Below are 20,476 nucleotides of genomic sequence, written 5' to 3' on the forward strand. Positions count from 1 at the left end.
TGCTCCTTGCGGAGCTGCAGTCTTTTGGGATGTTGCTATGCAGCGGCAGACGGACATCCGGCGCAGCTGCCACCCGAAGGCAAGTCGGGGCATCGGAACTTTTGCTACTGCTGTACCCATCGTTGTACCATCCGCCCCCCTTGAGGGAGAAACCTGCCTGGGAAATCAGCTTCTGTACAGGTCCACCACAGCTGGGACATTCATTGGCAGGGGCATCCGAGAACTTCTGGCGCAATTCGAACTTATTTCCGCAATTGTCGCATGCATATTCGTAGAGTGGCATTTTCCAACTACCTCCTTTTTCTCATGAATCACAGTAGCTAATATAGGTATTTGCAGTTAGTTTTGTCAAGTCAAGTTGTCATTTTTTCAGTCATGGCAAAGAGCAGACGCGAACGGTAGATGATGCCGACGACCCGGCTTCCCTTGACCACCGGCAGACGCTGAAACCGGTGCTTGACGAAGAGTTCGGCGATATCGGCAACGTGGGCGTCCTCGGTGACGGAGATTGCCTGACGTTCCATGATCTCCGAAACCGGCAGCCCCTTTATCATGTCGCAGCGTTCGGAAAAAAAAGAATCATCAAGTTTTGCCGCCGATGTCACGCCGGTCATGTCCCCGATAAGGCCGTGATGACGCTGAGAGGGGTGAGGATGCCTGCAAGACCGCCACGTTCGGATAGCACCACAAGACCGGGAGCGGCATTGATGAAGCTCTCGTCACCATAGTTATCCTTCAGCATCTGCACCGCTTGTGCGACTGTGGCCTTGGTGGTAATGACCGGAACATCCGAAACCATTATATCTCTGGCTTTCATATATCCTCCTGCACTGCAAATCATTTTACCAGAGAAAGAACGGTATTCCTTGAGACACCTTCGACCCTGATGGTCTTGTGCCGGGATTTCGCCCCAGAGGTCAGGGCCAAATGGGATTTTGCCACGCCGAGAGCCTTGGCCAAAAGCTCTATGCAGAGCTTGTTGGCCGCGTCATCGACCGGCGGTGCGGTGAGGCGGAGCCTGAGTTCGTCTCCCTGAACGCCGCAGATCTCATTGCGAGAAGCACGGGGTTGGACGTGAACGGTGAAAATCACCCCATCAGCGGTTTCAGTTACCTTGAGACTGCCTGTGTCGCCGTCATTCTTCATTGAAGGAGAGCATTTTGTAGTGGGCATCGAGAAGAGACTTCAAGGAAGTTTCAAACTGCACTTTCTCCCTGCGCAGTCCTGGATCTGGCTGGTCAGTTCCACCAGTTTCTGTTCTGCAGCGGCAATAATTCTTTCGCCCTTCAACTCGGCTTCAGAAACAAGCAAAGTAGCCTCTTTACGGGCATTGGCCTTCATATCTTCAGCTATGTTCTGGGCAGCAAGCACTGCATCGCGAAGCTTCGTTTCCTGGCCTTCCATGGCTGCCATGGCTGCACTGTTGCGATTCAGCTGCTCCTTGAGCTCGTTATTTTCCCGAAGAAGCCCTTCCATCTCCTGGGCTACCATCTGCAGAAAGGCATCCACATCCTCCGGGTCGAGGCCACCGATCATTTTCCCCTTGAACTGTTGCTGCTGGATGTCTATGGGAGTTATTTTCACAGTTATGCCCCCACGGCGAACTTCAGCCTGTTTGCCAATTCAAAAATGGAATTGACCAGAAACTTTTGCAGGAAAAAGATAACAAGCAGTACGATCATAGGGGACAAGTCCAGCCCCCCCATGTCCGGGAGCATGCGCCGGACCCGGTAAAGTACCGGATCGGTTGCACGATAGAGAAAATTGACTATCGGATTGTATGGATCAGGATTGACCCAGGAAAGGATAGCCCTGGCAATTATGATGTACATGTAAATGTTGAGTGAGAACTCAAGGACATAGGCAATGGCATTGAGGAAATTGGCAATTATGAACATCAGGCGCCCCTTTTTGCTTTAATAAAGCACAGAATTTTATACAGAAAAAGGAATAGCCTGTCAAGGACGGCAACCTGACAAATGCATGCCCGGAATGGAATCATCATTCCTGAATGTATGGAATCATTACAGGTGGCAACCACCCCCTATTGCAGGCTTAACATACTGAAATGATTGCATTTTGACCGCATCGCCGCGAATGAATGGAATTTCCGCCTGTACGATTTCTTTACAGCTCAAGGTGTTGCCGCAATAAAATTGTGGAAAACCAGGTAGTTGCACATTGGCATTTGAATTGCTCTCCTTTTTTCAATGGACAGCAAAAGTGCGTCCCATTGAGGAGTGCCCTTCGCGAAATATCCCATCAAGGAGCCGTTAACATGAAAAAGACCGCCGCGTTTGCCTGTCTTTTCCTTTGCCTGATGCCGGCCTGGCTGAAGGCAGAGGAGCCTGCCCCTTCGACACAACCGAACTACACCCTGCAACCGTCCGCAGAGGAAGAAGATTGGCGTGACCGCCTCCTTTCGGAGGTGAATGTCAATGACGAAGAACTGGTGCAGATAGTGGGGCATGGCCTTGAGACTGCCATTCCCATTGGGGTCCTGTTCTCCGGCAAGCTGGAACTGGCGGCATCGAAAATAAAACTGTGGGACGAAGCAGACAAGGCATTACCGACAGCGGCAATTGTCTCCGGAGAATTACTCTTTCCACCATAGGCAGCAAGTAAGATTGCTGCCGTGTTTCCAGGACGGCTGCCGTAGCCGCCCCATCGCCCGAGCTGCTAAAAATCCAAAAGATAGGCCGATCCCGACTTGCCATACATCCGGATCGGCCTCTCTCGGTGAAATCGACCCCGTTTACTCGGGCATTATCTCCGCGCTTAGCATCTCAGGCGGGAAGAGTGCCCCATTGCCGTCTACCGCCTGGAAATTCTTCGGGTCGTCAGGATTGTCGGGATTGCGGTAGATGGTGAAATCCGAAGTCGCTAGTACCGCCCCTGGGGCAACATCGCATTTGATCGTCAAAAACTCCCCGGCTGTAAAACCGTATGCATTACCCAGAGATATGGTGATCATCCCCCGAGCACCCGAGGCAGGTGGACTATATGCCGACTGAAATTGGGTATTTGTGGACATGGTACTTGGCAGGGTAACAACCGCGGACAAGGGTTCTTTTTTCTCTTTAGAGGTTACAAAATTCGCCCTCAGCGTTACCCCGGGTGGCAACACCAGCGTCACCGTTATGCCCCGGATAAGGGCGTTGGCACCCTCCTTTGCAGAGGTGGCAATCTTGATGGTTTTTGTCGTGCCGCCGGCGTTGGCCAAGTTGGTATTGTTGATGCTGGTGATACCGGTGGCATTCTTATCCGAGCCGAGAAAAGCGGTCAGCGCCGCCTGAAAGGCGCCGGCACTCTCCACCGACATGGCGCCGTCTGCGATATCGCCGCTCAGGGCATTCAAGGTCCCGGCCAGTGCCCCTGCATCAGCTTTGGCCATCTGGGAGATGGCGGCAAGCGCCAGGGTGTAATCCCTCTGCCCCTGCCCGGTATCGGCTTTGATACCGGCTGGCGTCTGATCCGGCTCCACCGGTTTCGTGCCGATAATGTCCACCCTGAACATCTCCGAAACCAATGCATTTGCTGCCGTTACATCGGTGGAGGCCAGACTCTTTCCCCCCTGCTGGAGCGCCAGGACTTTTCTGGCGGCAAGCTCCGTCAGCGGGGTCACCGAGGCAGTAAAGATCCCCGACGGATTGGCGATAACGGCCCTGAGGGGATTTCCCTCGTCGATGGTCAGCACCGAGCCGGTCGATTCGTCGAGATAGGAGCCGGTCGCTTGATCAGGTAAATACCGTTATAGGACCCGGTAGTACTGGTCTTGAACGCGCTGATGCGCGAGGAATAATTGCCGAACGCGTTGATCCTGGAGGTCCTGAGCAACGTTTCGGTGCCGTCGGTGTTGAGGGCATAAACCCGCACCGTACCATCCTTGAATAATCCTTTGGCAACGACGCCGGTTATCTTGGTATCGGTGTCGGTCTTCGACTGGTTGGCGGATGCTGCATCGTTGTTTGGATTGTCGGTGAAACCGCCGAAACCGCAACCGGAAAGAATGGAAACCAACAGGATAAAACCTGATAATATCGCTCTGTTCACTTTCATACCTGCAACACTCGCTTTCTTTTCATTTTTGTGGTGCCTCAAGGGTGATCAGTTTGACCGCCGCCTGGAGAATGACGACGGCATCACCCACATTGATCCTGCCGTCGGAGACCGGTTTGCCGTCTATCAATGGAGCAACATCCCCACGGATCAGGTCAAAATCAGTCTGGGTCAGCATGCCATTGGAAATCTGCAGCGCAATCAGGCGTCGAGGATATCCACCCTGTCGTCGCTGTTGATATCCCCCCAGGCTGGAGCGGCAAAGATGACGTTCCGCTGGACAGTTGTCTCGTTCCCCGCTGCATCCGTTGCCGTCACCACAAAATGGTAGACCTTACTATCCGTAAAGGTCACCGTCTTCTCAAAGGACTGCCCCGACTCGCCTGTGACCAGGAGAACCGGCTCTGGTTCATTGCCATCCTGCTTCACCGTCACGGCAACCTCACTGAGGGCATCGGAAACAGCTCCCTTGATGGTCATTATGTGCAAATTGGTCCTCAGGTCCTGAACAGGCTCGGTAATGGCCAGATTGGGTTTCTGGTTGTCGTAGGTAACGGTCCTTTTGTAGGAGCTTCTGGTCCCGGTCTGGTCCTGGGCGGTGATGACGACGGTGTTGAGTCCTTCGAAGAGATTGGCGGTGGCGGTAAAATCCGCTCCGCTGATGGACGCCAATTGGGGGGAAGCAGGTGTCTGATTCCGGTCGTAGGTAGTGACCTCGATGGTGGCAGTTTCGTTGGTCGTCCCGTTGATCTTGACGAATGACTGGTTGGTCTTCAGATTGTCTGCAGGGCTCGTTATGGTAAGCTCGGGTCCAAACGGATCGTAGTTGATGGTTCTCGTATTGCCGGTCCGGTTACCCGCACGGTCAGTGGCAGTCAGGGTCAGCTTATTGGCCCCGACGGCCAAGGTCGCATGTGGCTGAAAGCTCCCTTCCCGTCGAGTATGACCTCTCCGGAGCCGGTAGTGCCTTCGGCCGCATATTCAAGGGCAAGACTCGCGATGCCGCTGGCATCGGTGACGGTCCCGGAAATGTTCAACTCTGCCACGTTGGTAAAGTTGCCATCCAAAAGGGTGGATACATTCATTACCGCAGGAGTCAAATCCACCATCCAGGCGGCGGTGGCGGCGCTCCCCTCGGTCTGCCAGTTTCCGGCGCCGTCCCGACCGATTACCGACACCGTATGGTTCCCCTCAGTCAGGGAGACAAGCGTTATGGGGGTGGAAACGGGCGTCTCGCTGGAATATGCACCGTCGTCGAACTTGTAACGGTAGGCAGTAACCCCTTCCCCACCGACTACCAGAGTGGCCGCCGTCCTGTTCGTTGGGCTCGATGGAACGCTGGTGATAACAGCACCCGGCGGGGTTATGTCTACGATCCACTGCACCGTCGATTCGGTGGTTTGCCAGTTTCCGGCACTGTCCCTGCCGATAACGGCGACGGCATGTCCACCATCCCCGAGAGCCGCCAACTGGATGGGATCACCTACCGGTCTTTCACCGGAAAATTCGCCACCATCCTGCCGGTACCGGTAGATGACCACGTCGTCTCCGCTGACAGTCAGGGTAACGCTGGTATCAGCTGTTGCCTGAACGGGAGCGCCGCTGATTGTGGCCTCAGGGAGGATCAGATCTATATTGGTCCTGTAGCTGCCGCTTGGGGACCAGTTGCCGGCAACATCCCGCTCCTGCACATACAGCGTGTGCTCACCTCCGCCCAGTGCCGACGCCGGAGTAAAGGTAAGGTCTGGCGTCTCGGTTGCACCGGTTGTCAAATCTTCGCTGTCCAGCTTGTAGCGGTAAGTTCCGCTCCCTCCCCCGTTCCCGGTCCAGCTCCAGGTGGGCGTGGGATTGTTGGTCAGCGTCACACCCGACACCTCCGGGGGGGTGGGTAGAGTGCGGTCGATGACGATGGGTCCGGCCGAAACTGCCGTAACCTGCGACTTGCCGTCGGCGATGACACCGTACACGTAGTAGCTCCCGTCCTGAAGGACCGAGGTATCCCAGGTGTAGCTGGTCACATTCTTGCTGAGGCCGCTGGCAATCAGGGTTCCCCCGGTACCGCCGGCATCCGGGGCGTGGTACAGGGCGATAAGGGCCGGACTGTCCGGGTCGGCGGCAGTCCAGGTAATGGTATAGGAATTTATGGAGTATTTGTTCATCACTGGTTCATTTGCACCGGGAGCGGTTATGGTCATGGTCGGCGCAGCATTGCCGCTATCCTTGTTCTTGACGATGAACGACTGTGCCGCCATTGTCCTGCTGAAGGTGCCGTGGAGATCCTTCGCCATGGCTGTCCAGTAATAGCGTGTATTGTCCGTGAGGGGGGGAGTGACTATCCAGGATGCAGGCTGGTCCACGGCATAGGCAACCCGAAAACGTTGTTCCATACTGCTATCGGTGAAGACCTCGAAGGTATAGGTCATGGTATCGCCGTTGACGTCGCTTCCCTGCACCGAAAGCACCGGCGTCAGGGAATCCGCCTCGCCCCCGGCCGGTGGGCTCACCAGCGCAGGAATGTTGGGAGCGATATTTTTCGTGGAAACGAAGAAACTGCCGGTGGTCATCCATGGGCCGTCAGCTGCACCGTCGTTCGCCTTGCGCGCCAATAACAGGTGGTGTTCTCGGTAAGATTTGCCGCTACAGGCCAGGCGGTGGTCCCCGCCCCCTCGGGAATAGCCGGCGACACCTGCTTGCCGGCACTATCGAAGGTGTTGACCGTATCGATTTCGAAGGTGTAGGTGAGAGCCGCCTTCACCGGGTCGGGATCGGTTGCATTATTGACCACCAGTGTGGGGGTGAGGATATTCACCTCATTGACATTGGGCGAGCCGTTTGCCGGTGCGCTCAAAGTGGGTGCAGTGGGGGCGTCGTTGGCAGTGTTGATGAAAAAGGATGAGGTGATGTAGTTACTGGTTTTCCCATCGTGGTCTACGGCCCGGCATCGCCAGAAGTACCGGCTGTTATCCTTTGCTTTGTCCGGGGGGACAGTCCAGGCTGTGCTCCCTCCAGTGCCCTGGGCAATGCCGGTGCCACTGGCCACGATATTGCCGGCGGCGAATCCCTGGTCCGTTGCCAGGTCGAAGTAATAAGTGAGGGTATCCTGGTCCGGGTCGGTAGCGTTGGTGACCGACAGCTCCGGTGTCAGTGAGGGCACTTCGGTGCCGGCGGCAGGATAGCTCACCGCTGGATCGGTCGGTGCCTCCGCGGTTGTGTTGACGAAGAAGGTACCGTCGGCATGTAACCGCTGTACAGGTGGCCGTCATAGGCCTGAACCCGCCACTGATAAATGGTGTTCTCCGCAAGGGATGTCGGTACGGTGAAGGAAGCTGCACCGTTTTCGGCGGTAATTCCTTCCTTGTAAGCCACAACGACAGGAGGGTCGCTGGTGGTACTCACCTCGAACGTATAGGTAACTGGATCGCTGTCCGGATCGGTGACGGCATTGACTGAAAGGGTGGGCGTCAAGGTGGAAACTTCACCTGCCGTATTGGCTCCCCCACTCGCCGGCGCCTTGAGGACCGGCGTAGTGGGCGCACTGTTAGCAGTTTCGGACCGGATAAATGTCGCAGTTTTGCTGCCGGCGGCCAAACCATTGTCGGCCAGGTCGGTAATAGCATTGCCGGTGATGGTGTAGGCGACACCGATTGTTTGGACGGATGTGGTAAGACGATAGATATTGCCGCTCACCCAGGCTACCTGGCTGATTTTCAGGTCATTGCCTGCCCCATAATTGGCTGGAGCATCCGCGCCTTTAACCTCCTCGCTGAAGGTCACCTCCACATGGGTCGAGTCCACATATACGGCAGTGCCGTTCATGGTCGGCGGTATATTATCGACGATGGTGATGGTGAAAACCGCTGGTCCCTGTGTTTCCCCGAAGTCGTCCGTGTAGGTAAAGGAAAAACCGTCGGCGCCGTTGGCGCTCCCCGAAGGAGCGAAGCTGATGGAACCGACGTCGATGTCCGCCTGGGTAAAGGTGGCGCCGACAGCGAGGGCTGAGTTCCCTTTTTGCAGGGTCCCTTTGACCGGCACGGCGGTCAGGGTGTAGGTCAGGGAGCCGGCACCGGGATTGTTTTCATCCGTGAGCTGCAAATAGTTGTTACCGATGGTACCGGCAGCGGCATCCTGGTTGATTCTGAGCACGGTATTGCGGGCCAGGACAGGAAGCTCGTTAATGCTGTTGATGACCGTCAGGGCGAAACTCTGGTCGGCAGTAAGATTACCCGGGTCTGTGGCGGTCACCGTCACCCCATAGGAGGTATTCGCCGTCACCTTCGGCAGCTTTCCCGAAATAAGCCCGGCGGAGCTGATGCCAATGCCTTCGGGCAGGCCAGTGGCGGTGAAGGTAAGCGTGTGGCCATCCCCATCGCTGAAAGAGCCTGCCACGTCAAGGTTGATGGTATCAGCCTCGTTTTGGGCGACGTCTGCTATTGGTGTTGCGGAAGGTGTGGCGGCATGAATGTCGGGAACGGCCGAGAAAACAGCGAATGCAATGAGGATATACAACCAGATAGTGGTTTTTGTACCGTTCACGTTACCCCCTCCTGTCCGATAACAAGAGAAACAAGTATTCATTGGTTGGGCGCCGATCGCTTAACCTTACTCTCCACCTGTCATCCATGTGACCGGCGGGCGTGACTAATTATATATCACAAATTAATTTTTACAAATATACCTAAAAATATTTTTGCTTTTTGCTTCCTTAAAAAATAAATTGAGCTGGTCATTGACATCCGGCCGCCATTGGATTAATTTAATCAATCGAATTAATTTGAATTAATTTTCTCTGGAGGTTTCGATGCCCGCTCATGGAAAAACCATTACCGCCTGCGTTTGGGTGGCTTTGATGTTGCTGCCTGCAAATTCATTTTGCGCAGAGTCTTCCCCCCCGGGCAAAGGGAAAAACCGGCCGCCGGAACAGTACCGGGAAATTACCTCCACCAAAAAAGGAAACGAAAAGAAGGCAACTGCCAAAGCAGGCGAGGCGAAAGAAGAAATGCGCACCGAAGCAACGAAGACGCATATTCATGAGCCGCCGGTAGGGCAGCCTGGAGAAGCACGGACACCGGATATAGCTCCGATCTTCGATCAACCGGGGGTACTGACCCCCAAGGGAACGCTGGTCCTGGAGCCATCATTCCAGTTCTCCAATTCCTCCTCCAACCGTGTGGCACTGAGCGGCTATACTATCATTCCCTCCTTCACCATCGGGCTCATCGATGTGCGGAACGTCAACAGCAATACCTACGTCGTCTCCCTGGGAGCACGCTACGGCATCACCAACCGGGTGGAATTCGAAGCCAGGGTTCCCTACGTCTACCGTTCCGATTCCACCTCGTTCGAACCGACTACCGATCCCAATACGGGCAACCGGATACCGGCAAGTGTGTTCACCGCCGACGGGAACAATATGGGTGACGTTGAATTCGGTCCCCGTTTTCAGCTTAACCAGCCGGGGGGAAACGGTCCCTATTTCATCGCCAACCTGCGGGTAAAATCCATCACCGGCAAGGATCCCTTCGAGGTTCCCACAGCGGCCAACGTGACCAGCCCATCGGGGGTACCGTTGCAGACGGAACTTCCCACGGGGTCGGGCTTCTGGGGCATCCAGCCGGGGATCAGCGCCATCTTTTCTTCCGACCCGGCAGTATTTTTCGGCACCGTGAGCTACATGTGGAATATGGCGAGAAAGGTCCCTGGCCAAGGCAGAATGGACCCAGGGGACACCATCGGCTTCAACTTCGGTATCGGTGTGGCACTCAACGAAAAATCCTCCTTCAGCATCGGCTACGACCATATCGTCCTGGGCAAGCCGAAGATCGACGGCACCGAAATTCCCGGCTCCATCATCACCCAGGTGGGGAGTCTTCTCTTCGGCTTTTCCTACAAGTTGACCGAAAAAACGTCGGCTAATTTCTCCATAGGCGCTGGACTGACGCCGGCCGCCTCCAATGTGCAGTTGACCTTGAGGCTTCCCACCAGTTTCCTGCTCACGGGAAAGTAGATGTCCGTGTTTTTTAATTCTTGCAGGAAATCACCCCCCTGCTCACTATTGTTCGCTTCCCCCCTAGGAATAGGGGGATTAAGGCCCAAGGTCCGCAGCTGCGGCGACAGAACTAACGGACGAAGTCGCGGCAGCCGGGGCTGTCCATTGTCCGAAAAAAAGCCGTCTGCCCCAAAACTGGGACTGGCGGCTTTTCATATGGGCCATCATCGGCAGATATTTTTATTTCATTGCATTGATCAGCTGTTCGTTGATCAAAGACCTCAGATTCATGTTGCGATAAGTATTGAGGACATTAACCGTGGCATCTATGCGAGTAACGTTCTTGATTGCGGCAAAATCGAGGCTGTTCTGGATGAATGTAAACAGGCCGCTCTGGCCACCGGGAATATCGATGGTATTACCAAGCCATTCTGAACGACCATCCTCTGACTCTGGAGATCGGATAGAGACTGGCCCGAATCTGCCCCCAGGAGCGGAACATTCAACGTACTTGTGGCCTGCAGTATGCCGTTAATAAACACAGCCTTTTCAATGCCGAAGGAGACCTCCAGGCCATCTCCACCAAGATAGCCACCACGTGTCAGCTCCAGTTCCGAGCCGGCAATGGCACGGCAGTCGTTGCATTCGACCCAATCCGCATGAGCCGAATTTGTAGCAGACATCACTATTGCCAACAATAGGGCGATTTTCCACATATGGTCTTTCCCCTTTGGCGTCATCGCAATACTCCCGGCAGCATCAAGGTTACGCTGGCAAGCTCGCTGGGGCTCAAGGCCAAGCCCAGTGGCGCTTTCTCCTTGACATGCCATTCTCGATCGCGGTTGAAGTAGTTTTTAGCTACGTTTTTCTTGTTCAATATGATGAAAATCAGTCCGTTCCAGGTGGATTCAAACTCGGCACGGGGAATGGTCTTGGCCCCAACGGCCGGGTCCGAGACCAGTACCGACTTTGCCGAAACCCCCTTGACCACCACAAAATGTTTGTACCCCCTGATATTGACCAGCACAATGGCAGGCACGCCGATTTGCGACAGCCGGTCGAGGGTTACCTTGTACCCGGCAGCTTTGTAGCCATTCTCCTCCAGGTAATTCTTCATATCCAGCAATGAAAAGCCTTCCCTACGGATCTTCTCCTTATTCCCCTTGTCGAACATGGCCTTGAATACTTGCTGTTCCGTAACGGGCTCTTCGTAATTATAGGTCAACAGCGTTGCCAGCGCCGCCGATCCACAGCTGAAGTCGTACTGCTGGTGGACCGTGGTGCGGAAACGCGCTTCTTTTATACTCGTCACCTTCACGGTAAAAGCACCGCCGGTCACCCCTGGCACCACTATGGTACCCGCCTCAACCGGCGATATCACAAAAAAAGTGGGTAGCAATGCAAAAAAGGCAACGTGTAATATGGAATGCTTCATACGCTTCATTTCACCGTCAGATTCATGATCAGGTCGTTCTGAATCAGGACCTGGTTGCCGGAGTTCTGGATCACCGTCACCAGGCCGCTCGCCTGGGCAAAGGCGTTGCCGCTGATGCCGTTGGCGCCGGAGGTGAGGTTCGAATCATTAATAAGGTTACCATCTGCCTCACCCAATTGCGTTGCAGTGCTTAGCTGCATGTCGAGCTGGTCCACGTTCATGTTCTGCCGTCCGGTCAAGTCATCCAGGTTTTCGTTGGTTAATGACTGCCCCAGTTCCAGGTCGGCCGTAGTCACCATCTCCCCGGCTGATCCTGGGCCGATTCCATTGGCCGAAGCCCCTTGAGCCGAGATGGTGGCAGCAGACAAAGCCAGTAGGGCAAACAGGGCTTTTGTCGATCTTCGCATTTTCCTGCCTCCTTATGGGTGCAGCTAAATTTAAATGCGGCAAAAAAGCACCCGGTGACGCTTATGCATCACCGGGGTGAACATGTGATTACACTTACGGCCTGTTAACCTGAACATTGACCGACTGCTGTACCAGTGAGCTGAAGCCGGTGTTCTGGGAAAGGACGGTGATGCCGCTCGGAGATTCCAGGGAATCGTTGATTTCATTGTATCCGGTCAGAGGCACGTCCTCTGCGTCGGTCGGCGCAACGTTGCTCGATACTGTACCGTTGAGAACACTGGAGGCGATTTCAACATCCACATCACCGACGGTCAGGGTCTGGTTGTTGCTGTTGGTGGTATTGTTGAAGTTTTCCTGGGCGTAGGCGTCACCGTTATAGGCAGCTGCACTGTGATCCTCGGCATGGTTGTTGTAAGATTCCTCGGTTGTGCTGATGTCGGCGTTGCCTGCGGCATTGACGGCAATGGCGCCCTCTTCGGCGGTAGCGTTGATGCTGGAGTCAGTGTTGAAGCTGTCTGTCATGGAAGCAGTGCCGCCGGTGGTAGCTGCCACGGCGCCGCCTGACAGATTGTCTATGTCGCCGTCCACTTCCTCTTTCGTAGCATTACCCCCGATGGCAGCAACGCTTCCATACTGGGCTTCGTTTTCGGTTTTCTCAATCTCTACTTCCTTGCTTGATTTATCGATGTCCACATCTCCGACAGAAAGATTCTTTGAATTGTCGGTAGATTTGTCTATGTTGACGTCACCGACTTCAAGCTTTTTTGAATTGTCGGTCACGTCAGAAGTGGAGCCGTTGACGGCTACTGCATTGCCTTTACCTTCAGCTTCGCCTTCAGCTTTCTTTATTTCTACTTCTTTGGAAACCTCGATGTTTTTGCTGGCATCGACTTGGAGAGTTTTGTTCACTTCCACAGTGTTGTTCGAATCAATGGTTTTGTTCACTTCTACTTCTTTTTTAACTTCAATTGTGTTGTTCGAATCAATGGTTTTGTTCACTTCCACTGTCTTGGTGATATCCACGTCCACTTCGAGTTCATCATTTGCCAATGCCTGCCCGCCAAACCCCAAGGCAGAGACCACAGCCATCGTCACGATCATTTTTCCCTTTTTCATAACATATCCTCCTAGAATTAGATTTTGGCAAGGCGCTCTGCCGTTGCTCTTATTTCTCTTATGGCAATTGATGTGCCAGCTCTCATATTTATTTGTAACCCACTGCTATTCCTGCATCTTTATTATTTTTTGCTTCCGGTACCGGTTCCTGTGGCAGCCCTTTCTGTAAAGATTATTGAAAATGTGTAACCTGTTATCCGTTAAGCAGGTGTTACGGTCATCGGTGGTTCTTTATTTTTCAGCAACTTGGACATCCAACGGAGCAGTGAATCTGTAAAATTCTGATACACCGGGCCTTCCATTCCCTTGTTACACCTCACTCTATGCCGTAGATCTTCATCCGCCGATAGAGGGTGGGGCGGCTCACCCCCAGCAGCTTGGCAGCCGTGGAAATGTTGTAGTTGCAGCTTTTGAATACCTCTTTGATCTTCTCCTTCTCCAGAACTGCCACGGCACTGCTCAGATCGCTGTTGCCTGCTCCGTTCTCAACCTTCGCCACGTCCAGCATCAGATCCGCCGGGGTCACATATCTGCCCGCAGCCATGACGATGGACCGTCTGACCTTGTTGATTATCTCCCTGACATTTCCCGGCCAGTCGTAATTATTGATGACATCGATGGCTTCCTTGGTAAAGGTCTTCGCCAGCCCTCCCTCCCGTGAAAACTTGTTCAGGAAATATTTGGCCAATATCAGGGTATCCTCCCCCCTTTCCCGTACCGGTGGCAGGTTGATGGCGAATTCGTCAAGGCGGTAGTACAGGTCGCTGCGGAATTTGCCCTCGGCAATGGCCACGCTAAGATCCCTGTTGGTGGCGGCAATAACCCTTACGTTTACCTTTTTTCCGCCGACGGTGCCGACCCTTTCCACGATCTTGTCCTGAAGAAAGCGCAGCAGCTTGGCCTGGAGGTTGGAAGGCATATCCCCTATCTCGTCGAGAAAGATCGTGCCGTTGTCGGCATATTCGAATTTTCCCTTCTTCGTGGTGTGTGCACCGGTGAAAGCGCCCTTTTCGTGACCAAACAGCTCGGCTTCCAGGAGATTATCCGGGATTGCGGCGCAGTTTATCGCCACGAACGGCTTGTCCTTGCGTGGGCTTCTTTCGTGGATCGCCTGGGCGGTGAGTTCCTTGCCGGTCCCGCTTTCGCCCAAAATCAACACCGTGAGATCGGTGGGCGCCACCTTGCGGATATTGGCAAAAACATCCAGCATCGCCTTGCCGGTGCCGACAAACTGGTCAAGGTCATCATTCCCTTTCAGCTTGAGGATATCCGTATCGATAAAACCGGAGACCTTTTGCAGCTGGTCCAGATCGAATTTTGCAAGGTTGCCGTTTACCCTGTTCAGCAGACAGGTCCTTTCATGGTAGTCAAGATAACCAGGGGGATTGAAATCCAGCTGCCAGCCGCAACTTTTGCATACCGGCGGCAGAAGGCCATAACTTTCACCGCAGAAGGGGCAGCTCCCCGTGTTGTTGAAATTCCCGGCAATGAGCTGCCAAAGCTTGTTTTTTGTCATGCGGTCGATGCCGGCAAATTGCACTCCGTAGCCCAGTCCATCCTTTCTGACAATGTTTCCCCGATGCTCGAAAAGTCCCTGACCAAAAAGGTCGTACTGCACCAGGACCTGGGTGTTCAATGGGATCTTGTCGCGGAAAGCAGGAGGTAAAACTTTGAGATAGGCGCCATCGAGACCAAGATCGATAATTTCTGTCTCAATTTTTGATGAAGGGGTGTCGAGCTTTGCGGGAAGAATCGCTTTTATCCTTGGACTCTGTCGCGACATAAATTTCTCCAACCACACATTAAAATATAATTATTAATGGAGTGTACCACGCCGGGAGATTTATTCAATCAACGGGGAAGTTGGAAAATTAATTGTTTGGAATTGTAGTCTGGTGGAATGGAAGCAAAGAAATCAGGACAGCGTCTTGTGAAAGCGCCGCACGGAAAAGAGAAGGATTACCAGGCCGAGAACAGCAAGGGCTGCAAACTGCGGCCAGAGGATATCCATGCCCGTCCCTTTGAGAAAAATACCGCGAATGATCACCAGGTAATAGCGGATCGGATTGAGCAAGGTCAGCCACTGGACAGGGGTGGGCATGTTTTCGATGGGAAAGGCAAAGCCGGAGAGCAGCATGGCGGGGAAAATGACCATAAAGGCGCTCATCATGGCCTGCTGCTGGGTCCGGCTGACGGTTGAGATGAGAAGCCCGATGCCAAGGGAGCTCATGAGAAAAAGCCCGGTGGCGGCAAAGAGAAGTGTGAAACTTCCCCTGATCGGTACATCGAACCAGTAGGCGCCAACTGCCGAGATAAGTCCCACATCGATAAAACCGATTATGACAAAAGGAATTGTTTTGCCGAGGATAAACTCGGTCTTCCTGATGGGGGTGACGATGATCTGCTCAATGGTGCCGATCTCCTTTTCCCGGACGATGGCCATGCTGGAAAGGAGCATGGTAATGATGAAGACGATATTGGTGATGACTGCAGGCACATAAAAATTACGGCTCTCCAGGTTGCTATTGAACCAGGCACGGCTCTCAAGGCGCACGCCGCCGGGAGACTGCACGCGGCCGCTGCTCCTGGCCAGCTGTCCTGCCTGTAGATCCTCACTATAACGGGCGGCAATCCTGACCGCGTGACTTAGGACGATACCGGCCGTGTTGGAGTCGGTCCCATCGAGTATCAGCTGCACCGGGGCAGTATTGCCGGCGCCAAGGGTCCGGCCGAAGCCGCTGTCGATGCGCAGCACCGCCTTTGCCTTGCCGCGATCGACCAGATCCCGCACTCTGCTCTCGCGGGCTATGTATTCCTTAATATTGAAATATCCGGAGGAAACGAAGCGGGCCACCAGCTCCCTGCTCTCCCTGGTGTTGTCCAGATCATAAACTGCCGTTGCCACATTCCTCACATCGGTATTTACGGCATAGCCGAAAACTATCGTCTGCACCGCCGGCACCACAAAGATGATGAAGCGCATGCGGCGGTCCCGCAGCACCTGGATGAACTCTTTGATCAGCATGGCTTTGAGCCGTTCCAGCATAGGACCTCAGTGTAAAGCCTTCCCGCAGATTTTGTTTTGCGGTTTTCAAAATCAGAGTAACCGTTTAATCGTGGATTCGTTTTTCCTATTCGATCTTTTTCCTGAACTTGAATACGGAAAGCGTCATGACCACCAGGCAGAACACAGTCAGAAAGGCAGTCTCTACGGCCAGAATATCCAGTCCCACATCCTTCAGGTAAATGCCCCTGATGAGAACCACGAAATAGCTGGCCGACACCAACCGTGTGACCCACTGGATGGGTAAAGGCATGTTGTCGATGGGGAAGATGAAGCCTGACAAAAGAAAGGCCGGGAGCATGGTTGCCACCAGAGCCAGTTGGGATGCGACCAGTTGGCTCTTGGTGACAATGCTGATCAGCATGCCGAGCCCCAACGCACCAAGCAGGAACAGCAAAGACAGGGCAAAAAGCAGCAGCAGGCTTCCCCGCAGTGGAATATCGAAGAAAAATTCGCCGACAATGACGCACAGGACGAGATCGAGGATGCCGATGGCAAAATACGGCAGGAGCTTTCCCAGAATCAACTCGGGTCCTGTCACCGGCGTCGCCAGGAGCTGCTCCATGGTGCCGTTTTCCCATTCCCTGGCTATGGTCAGTGAGGTAAGCAGGGAGGCGATCACCATCATGACAATGGCGATCAACCCGGGAAAGATATAGTTCTTTGAGACCATGTCGCTGTTGAACCAGACCCGCGGCCTTATGTCTATCCCGGCACGGGACGGAGGCATCCCCACTCTGTTGAGTCTCTCCAGGACCACCTTGCGGGAGAAGCTGCCGGTAACGGCCTCGGCATAGCCAGGGCAAAGGTGGCGGTGTTGGGATCGCTGCCGTCAAGTATGGCCTGCACCGCCGCGGTTTTTCCCGCTTCGACGGAACGGGCGAAGTCGCGGGGAACGACAAGGGCAATCAGCGCCGAGCGGTCATCTATGGCCTGTTCTATTTCCTGGTAACCGGCAGCATGACCCTGCAGGGCAAAAAAGCGCGATCCGGTAAAACCGCTGACAAATTCCCGGCTGGCGGGACTATTGCTCTGGTCCCAGACGATAAGGGGAACCCGGTCCACATCCAGGGTCAGGGCGTAGCCGAAAAGAAAAAGCATGATCATGGGTATGGCAATGCCCATCCCCAAACTGCGCCAGTCGCGAAAGACATGGAGAAATTCTTTTCGGGCAATGGCCTTGATGCGCTGTATCTTCATAGTTCCTCATTACCCCCCTTTTTGCAAAGGGGGACAGGGGGTAAAAAAGAGAGGGCATTACTAGGAGTCTGTCGGACTTAGAATGAATCGGCTGCGAAAATGGCAAATCGGTCCGGATATCCGTAAATTTTCGACAAATAGGTCCACTATTCGCTCTCAAATTTCCAGATATCCGTCCTCGATTTTCCATTCTCTCGCTTCGATCCCTAAGTCCGACAGACTCCTAGCGGCTGAACTCCCGCTGGGGAGAATCCTGCCGGTCCCGCATCTCGATCAGGGAAACAAAAACATCCTCCAGGGAAGGCACGATCTTCTCCAGCCGGTCGGCGGCAATCCCTTTCCCGGCCAAGAGCGCACGGATAGCTGAAATGGACTTTTCCCCGTCAGCGGTCACCACATGCAGGCCATTGCCGTAAAGGGCGGCATGCTTCACCCCATCCAGAGCCTCCACTTCCTCCATCAGTTCCTGTGCCCCATGACATTTCAGCTCTAGAACCTCTTCCGTCATGAACTCCGTCTTCAGCTGGGCGGGTGTTCCCAGGGCGATCAATTGGCCCCGGTAGATGAGGCCCAGGCGGTCGCAGTACTCAGCTTCGTCCATGTAATGGGTGGTGACGAAGACGGTTGTGCCTTCTCCGGCCATGCGGTAGATGAGATCCCAGAAATTGCGGCGGCTGGCCGGGTCCACGCCGGAGGTGGGCTCGTCGAGAAAGACGATGGGGGCTCATGGAGAATGGCGCAGCCAAGTGCCAGCGCTGCTTCCAACCTCCGGAAAGGACTGAAGCAGGGGAATTGCGGTGGGATTCCAGCCCGGCCATCCTGATGACCCAATCCTTGCGCACCTGCCGTTTTTCAGGCGCAATCCTGTAGATGCCGCTGTAGAAGTCGATATTTTCCTCGACGGTCAGGTCTTCGTAGAGGGAAAACCGCTGGCTCATATAGCCGATGTTCTTCTTGATGGACTCGGTCTCGTTGACGACGTCGAAACCGGCAACGGTTCCCGATCCGCCACTGGGGGGCAAGATGCCGCAGAGCATACGGATGGTGGTGGATTTACCTGCGCCGTTCGGTCCCAGAAAGCCGAAGATCTCCCCCTTCCCCACGTCGAGACTGATCCTGTCCACGGCGGCAAAGTCGCCGAAGCGCTTTTCCAGGTTGCGCAGGGACACGGCATATTCATCCGGCTGTGGCATGGCCGTCCTCTCCCCCATCACCGAAATAAATACATCCTCCAGGGACGGTTCGATCTGCCGTATGCTGACAATTTCGACACCCTCGCCCCTCAGCAGGTCCTGCACCAGGAGCTGCGTCTTCTCCGGGGTTTCGCTGACAATGTGCAGACGATCGCCGAACAGTCCGACCTGGTAACCCTCCAGCTTCCGATGCAGAATCTGCAAACAGGCGCGGGCATTGCCGGTGTGCACTTCAAGAATCCCCCCCGGCATCAACTGTTTCAACTCCTGGGGAGTGCCGCAGGCGACCAGCTTTCCCTTGTGGATCAGCCCCACCCTGTTGCACCGGTCAGCCTCATCCAGATAAGCGGTGGCGACGAAGATGGTCACGCCATCCTTGAGCAGCTGATAAAGAATGCGCCAGAAATCGCGCCGCGAAACCGGGTCGACGCCATTGGTCGGCTCGTCCAGGAAAAGTACCTGCGGCGTATGGATCAGGGCGCATGCCAGCCCCAGTTTCTGCTTCATGCCCCCGGAAAGATTACCGGCGCGACGTTTTTTGAACGGGGTGAGGTTACTGAAGGCCAACAGCCGGTCGATTTTTTCCTGTCGCCCCTTTTGTGGCAAGCCGTGGATATCGGCGAAGAAATGGATGTTCTCCAGCACCGTCAGGTCGGGATACAGTCCGAAACGCTGGCTCATGTATCCGATGCTCCTTTAAGGGACTCTCCCTCCCGCCCCACATGCCTGCCCATGATCCATGCATCACCGGAGCTTGGGTCCATGATGCCGGCGAGCATGCGCATGGTGGTGGTTTTCCCTGCCCCGTCGGAACCGACCAGGCCGAACAATTCCCCTCTGGAGACGGTGAGTGTCAGACCATCAACGGCAATCATGGCATCGAAGCGTTTGGTCAGGTTGTCGATCTTGATGGCATCCATAATTCTCACATCCCTCTGCTCACTTGCGTTCGCAACCCTCCTATTCCACAGGGGGGATTGAGGAGGGTTGCGCAGATAGAAGAATCTCCGCGTCGGCAGGCATGCCCGGCTTCAGCTCCATTTGCGGATTTGGCACCGTAATCTTGATGCGGTAGACCAGTTTTACCCGCTCCTTTTCGGTCTGTACATTTTTCGGCGTAAACTCGGCCTCCGGAGAAATGAACGTTACCTTGCCGCGATAGCTCCTGCCTGGATAGGTATCTACCTTCACCAGCACCGCTTGTCCCACCTTGACGCGACCAAGATCGGTCTCGCTGATGTAAGCGCGCAGCCAGGTATCGGTGATGTCCCCCAGGGTAACAACGGGGGTGCCCGCAGCCACCAGTTCACCCGGTTCCGCATGTTTGGACAGCACCAGTCCCGAAATGGGGGAGGTCAACGTGGCATATCCAAGTCTCGTCTCAGCCTGGGCGAGGGCCGCCTGCGCCTCCTTAAGCCGTCCCCTGGCCTGATCGATCTTTTCCCGGCGAGGGCCTTTACGCACCAGAGCCAGCCCCTCCCTTGCCTCGCGGACAGCCGCCCGGGAAGTCTCGAAGGCAGTTCCGGATGCATCCAGTTGTCTCTGGGAAATCACTTCCCTGGCAAACAGGGCTTTGTCCCTCTGATATTCCTTTTCCAGCCGGTTGGCTTCAGCCTCTGCCCTGGCTGCAGCTGCCTGGGCCTGGGCAATTTCCTCGCGGCGCGACCCGGCTTCAAGTTCGGCTAGTGAAGCTTCATCACCGACCTATCCGCTTCAAGGCGTGCCACGTCATGGCTCAGGTCCTCCGGTTCCAGGAGGGCCAGAACCTGGCCGGCTCGGACCGTCTCCCCCTCATCCACCAGGCGGGATTTCATCCTGCCGGGGACCTTGAAGCTGGCCTCCACCGAAACCACCTCTATGGTGCCGGAAACAGCCAGTCTTTTTGTATCGGGCTCTTCACGCAACACGAAGTAAGCAATTGCCCCCACCAATATGGCCAGTGCGGCAATAATGGCAATTTTCTTTTTCAATTTTGACTCCTGAAAAATTTGTAACAAGACTGCCTATCTATATAC

General features: G+C 54.7%; 23 protein-coding genes and 4 pseudogenes. 3 read left to right on the plus strand and 24 right to left on the minus strand.

Features of this window, described 5'->3' with window-relative positions; genetic code table 11:
* Positions 1-35: 35 nt before the first annotated feature.
* The 6 genes and pseudogenes from JCM15764_RS05290 to JCM15764_RS05310 form a co-directional block, all read right to left on the minus strand.
* Positions 36-283 (minus strand): annotated as a pseudogene (locus JCM15764_RS05290) (FmdB family zinc ribbon protein).
* Between the two features lie 70 nt (positions 284-353).
* Complete coding sequence (locus tag JCM15764_RS21935) at positions 354-614, minus strand: CBS domain-containing protein (RefSeq protein ID WP_243688406.1); 261 nt, start codon at positions 612-614, stop codon at positions 354-356.
* The gene (locus tag JCM15764_RS21940) at positions 611-817 is read right to left on the minus strand and encodes a CBS domain-containing protein (protein ID WP_243688407.1); all 207 of its coding nucleotides are present in this window, start codon (positions 815-817) and stop codon (positions 611-613) included. The genes JCM15764_RS21935 and JCM15764_RS21940 overlap by 4 nt, the downstream gene beginning before the upstream one ends.
* 20 nt (positions 818-837) lie before the next feature.
* Positions 838-1,146 carry a DUF167 domain-containing protein gene (locus JCM15764_RS05300; protein ID WP_054693362.1) on the minus strand — a complete coding sequence of 103 codons (309 nt, stop codon included), beginning with the start codon at positions 1,144-1,146 and terminating at the stop codon, positions 838-840.
* Positions 1,147-1,185: 39 nt separating this feature from the next.
* A complete protein-coding gene (locus JCM15764_RS05305; protein WP_243688408.1) occupies positions 1,186-1,584 on the minus strand; it encodes a DivIVA domain-containing protein in 399 nt (132 codons plus the stop codon).
* A gap of 2 nt (positions 1,585-1,586) precedes the next feature.
* Complete coding sequence (locus JCM15764_RS05310; protein ID WP_054693364.1) at positions 1,587-1,898, minus strand: YggT family protein; 312 nt, start codon at positions 1,896-1,898, stop codon at positions 1,587-1,589.
* A 380-nt stretch (positions 1,899-2,278) separates the two neighbouring features.
* Between JCM15764_RS05310 and JCM15764_RS05315 the strand changes: the two genes are divergently transcribed.
* Complete coding sequence (locus JCM15764_RS05315; RefSeq protein ID WP_243688409.1) at positions 2,279-2,614, plus strand: hypothetical protein; 336 nt, start codon at positions 2,279-2,281, stop codon at positions 2,612-2,614.
* 141 nt (positions 2,615-2,755) lie between these two features.
* Here the strand turns inward: JCM15764_RS05315 and JCM15764_RS05320 are convergent, their stop codons facing one another.
* From JCM15764_RS05320 to JCM15764_RS05340, 7 genes are read right to left on the minus strand one after another with little or no spacing between them, the layout of a single operon-like run.
* Positions 2,756-3,697 (minus strand): hypothetical protein, encoded by a 942-nt coding sequence (locus JCM15764_RS05320; RefSeq protein WP_243688410.1) that lies wholly within the window; start codon positions 3,695-3,697, stop codon positions 2,756-2,758.
* Positions 3,691-4,053, minus strand: coding sequence for a hypothetical protein (locus JCM15764_RS21945; RefSeq protein ID WP_243688411.1), 363 nt, complete (start codon positions 4,051-4,053; stop codon positions 3,691-3,693). The genes JCM15764_RS05320 and JCM15764_RS21945 overlap by 7 nt, the downstream gene beginning before the upstream one ends.
* A gap of 28 nt (positions 4,054-4,081) precedes the next feature.
* The gene (locus JCM15764_RS21950; protein ID WP_243688412.1) at positions 4,082-4,237 is read right to left on the minus strand and encodes a hypothetical protein; all 156 of its coding nucleotides are present in this window, start codon (positions 4,235-4,237) and stop codon (positions 4,082-4,084) included.
* 23 nt (positions 4,238-4,260) lie between these two features.
* Positions 4,261-4,965 carry a hypothetical protein gene (locus tag JCM15764_RS05325; RefSeq protein WP_054693367.1) on the minus strand — a complete coding sequence of 235 codons (705 nt, stop codon included), beginning with the start codon at positions 4,963-4,965 and terminating at the stop codon, positions 4,261-4,263.
* Positions 4,941-6,665, minus strand: a complete 1,725-nt coding sequence (locus tag JCM15764_RS05330) for an Ig-like domain-containing protein (RefSeq protein ID WP_243688413.1) — start codon at positions 6,663-6,665, stop codon at positions 4,941-4,943. The genes JCM15764_RS05325 and JCM15764_RS05330 overlap by 25 nt, the downstream gene beginning before the upstream one ends.
* Positions 6,620-7,240 carry a hypothetical protein gene (locus tag JCM15764_RS05335; RefSeq protein WP_054693373.1) on the minus strand — a complete coding sequence of 207 codons (621 nt, stop codon included), beginning with the start codon at positions 7,238-7,240 and terminating at the stop codon, positions 6,620-6,622. Before JCM15764_RS05335 ends, JCM15764_RS05330 begins: the two co-directional genes overlap by 46 nt.
* Complete coding sequence (locus JCM15764_RS05340; protein WP_054693376.1) at positions 7,237-8,592, minus strand: cadherin-like domain-containing protein; 1,356 nt, start codon at positions 8,590-8,592, stop codon at positions 7,237-7,239. Before JCM15764_RS05340 ends, JCM15764_RS05335 begins: the two co-directional genes overlap by 4 nt.
* Before the next feature lie 265 nt (positions 8,593-8,857).
* On the opposite strand from JCM15764_RS05340, the gene JCM15764_RS05345 reads away from it, so the two are divergent.
* Positions 8,858-10,063: a transporter gene (locus JCM15764_RS05345; protein WP_054693379.1), complete on the plus strand. Its 1,206-nt coding sequence runs from the start codon at positions 8,858-8,860 to the stop codon at positions 10,061-10,063.
* Positions 10,064-10,210: 147 nt separating this feature from the next.
* Complete coding sequence (locus JCM15764_RS05350; RefSeq protein ID WP_054693382.1) at positions 10,211-10,480, plus strand: hypothetical protein; 270 nt, start codon at positions 10,211-10,213, stop codon at positions 10,478-10,480.
* A 301-nt stretch (positions 10,481-10,781) separates the two neighbouring features.
* Here the strand turns inward: JCM15764_RS05350 and JCM15764_RS05355 are convergent, their stop codons facing one another.
* The 11 genes and pseudogenes from JCM15764_RS05355 to JCM15764_RS21970 all read right to left on the minus strand — a co-directional run bounded on the left by JCM15764_RS05355 (position 10,782) and on the right by JCM15764_RS21970 (position 20,431).
* Complete coding sequence (locus tag JCM15764_RS05355; protein WP_243688414.1) at positions 10,782-11,396, minus strand: C39 family peptidase; 615 nt, start codon at positions 11,394-11,396, stop codon at positions 10,782-10,784.
* Between the two features lie 89 nt (positions 11,397-11,485).
* On the minus strand, positions 11,486-11,887 hold the full coding sequence (locus JCM15764_RS05360) for a hypothetical protein (RefSeq protein ID WP_054693389.1): 402 nt from the start codon (positions 11,885-11,887) through the stop codon (positions 11,486-11,488).
* Between the two features lie 94 nt (positions 11,888-11,981).
* Positions 11,982-13,004 (minus strand): hypothetical protein, encoded by a 1,023-nt coding sequence (locus JCM15764_RS05365; protein WP_054693392.1) that lies wholly within the window; start codon positions 13,002-13,004, stop codon positions 11,982-11,984.
* A 316-nt stretch (positions 13,005-13,320) separates the two neighbouring features.
* Positions 13,321-14,787, minus strand: a complete 1,467-nt coding sequence (locus JCM15764_RS05370) for a sigma 54-interacting transcriptional regulator (protein WP_054693394.1) — start codon at positions 14,785-14,787, stop codon at positions 13,321-13,323.
* A gap of 132 nt (positions 14,788-14,919) precedes the next feature.
* Entirely contained in the window at positions 14,920-16,050 is a 1,131-nt protein-coding gene (locus JCM15764_RS05375; RefSeq protein WP_054693398.1) for an ABC transporter permease, read from the minus strand.
* An 85-nt stretch (positions 16,051-16,135) separates the two neighbouring features.
* Positions 16,136-17,268, minus strand: a pseudogene (locus JCM15764_RS05380) (ABC transporter permease).
* A 223-nt stretch (positions 17,269-17,491) separates the two neighbouring features.
* Positions 17,492-18,461, minus strand: a pseudogene (locus JCM15764_RS27890) (ABC transporter ATP-binding protein).
* A gap of 78 nt (positions 18,462-18,539) precedes the next feature.
* Positions 18,540-19,142: pseudogene (locus tag JCM15764_RS05390) on the minus strand (ABC transporter ATP-binding protein); the annotation flags it as partial.
* Positions 19,139-19,381 carry an ATP-binding cassette domain-containing protein gene (locus JCM15764_RS29350; protein WP_439645262.1) on the minus strand — a complete coding sequence of 81 codons (243 nt, stop codon included), beginning with the start codon at positions 19,379-19,381 and terminating at the stop codon, positions 19,139-19,141. The pseudogene JCM15764_RS05390 and the gene JCM15764_RS29350, both read right to left, overlap by 4 nt.
* Positions 19,382-19,421: 40 nt before the next feature.
* On the minus strand, positions 19,422-20,111 hold the full coding sequence (locus JCM15764_RS21965; protein WP_500778422.1) for an HlyD family secretion protein: 690 nt from the start codon (positions 20,109-20,111) through the stop codon (positions 19,422-19,424).
* Positions 20,112-20,143: 32 nt separating this feature from the next.
* Positions 20,144-20,431 (minus strand): HlyD family secretion protein, encoded by a 288-nt coding sequence (locus JCM15764_RS21970; protein WP_243688417.1) that lies wholly within the window; start codon positions 20,429-20,431, stop codon positions 20,144-20,146.
* Positions 20,432-20,476: the final 45 nt, after the last annotated feature.

It is taken from the genome of Geotalea toluenoxydans JCM 15764 (assembly GCF_001311985.1).
GTDB lineage: Bacteria > Desulfobacterota > Desulfuromonadia > Geobacterales > Geobacteraceae > Geotalea > Geotalea toluenoxydans.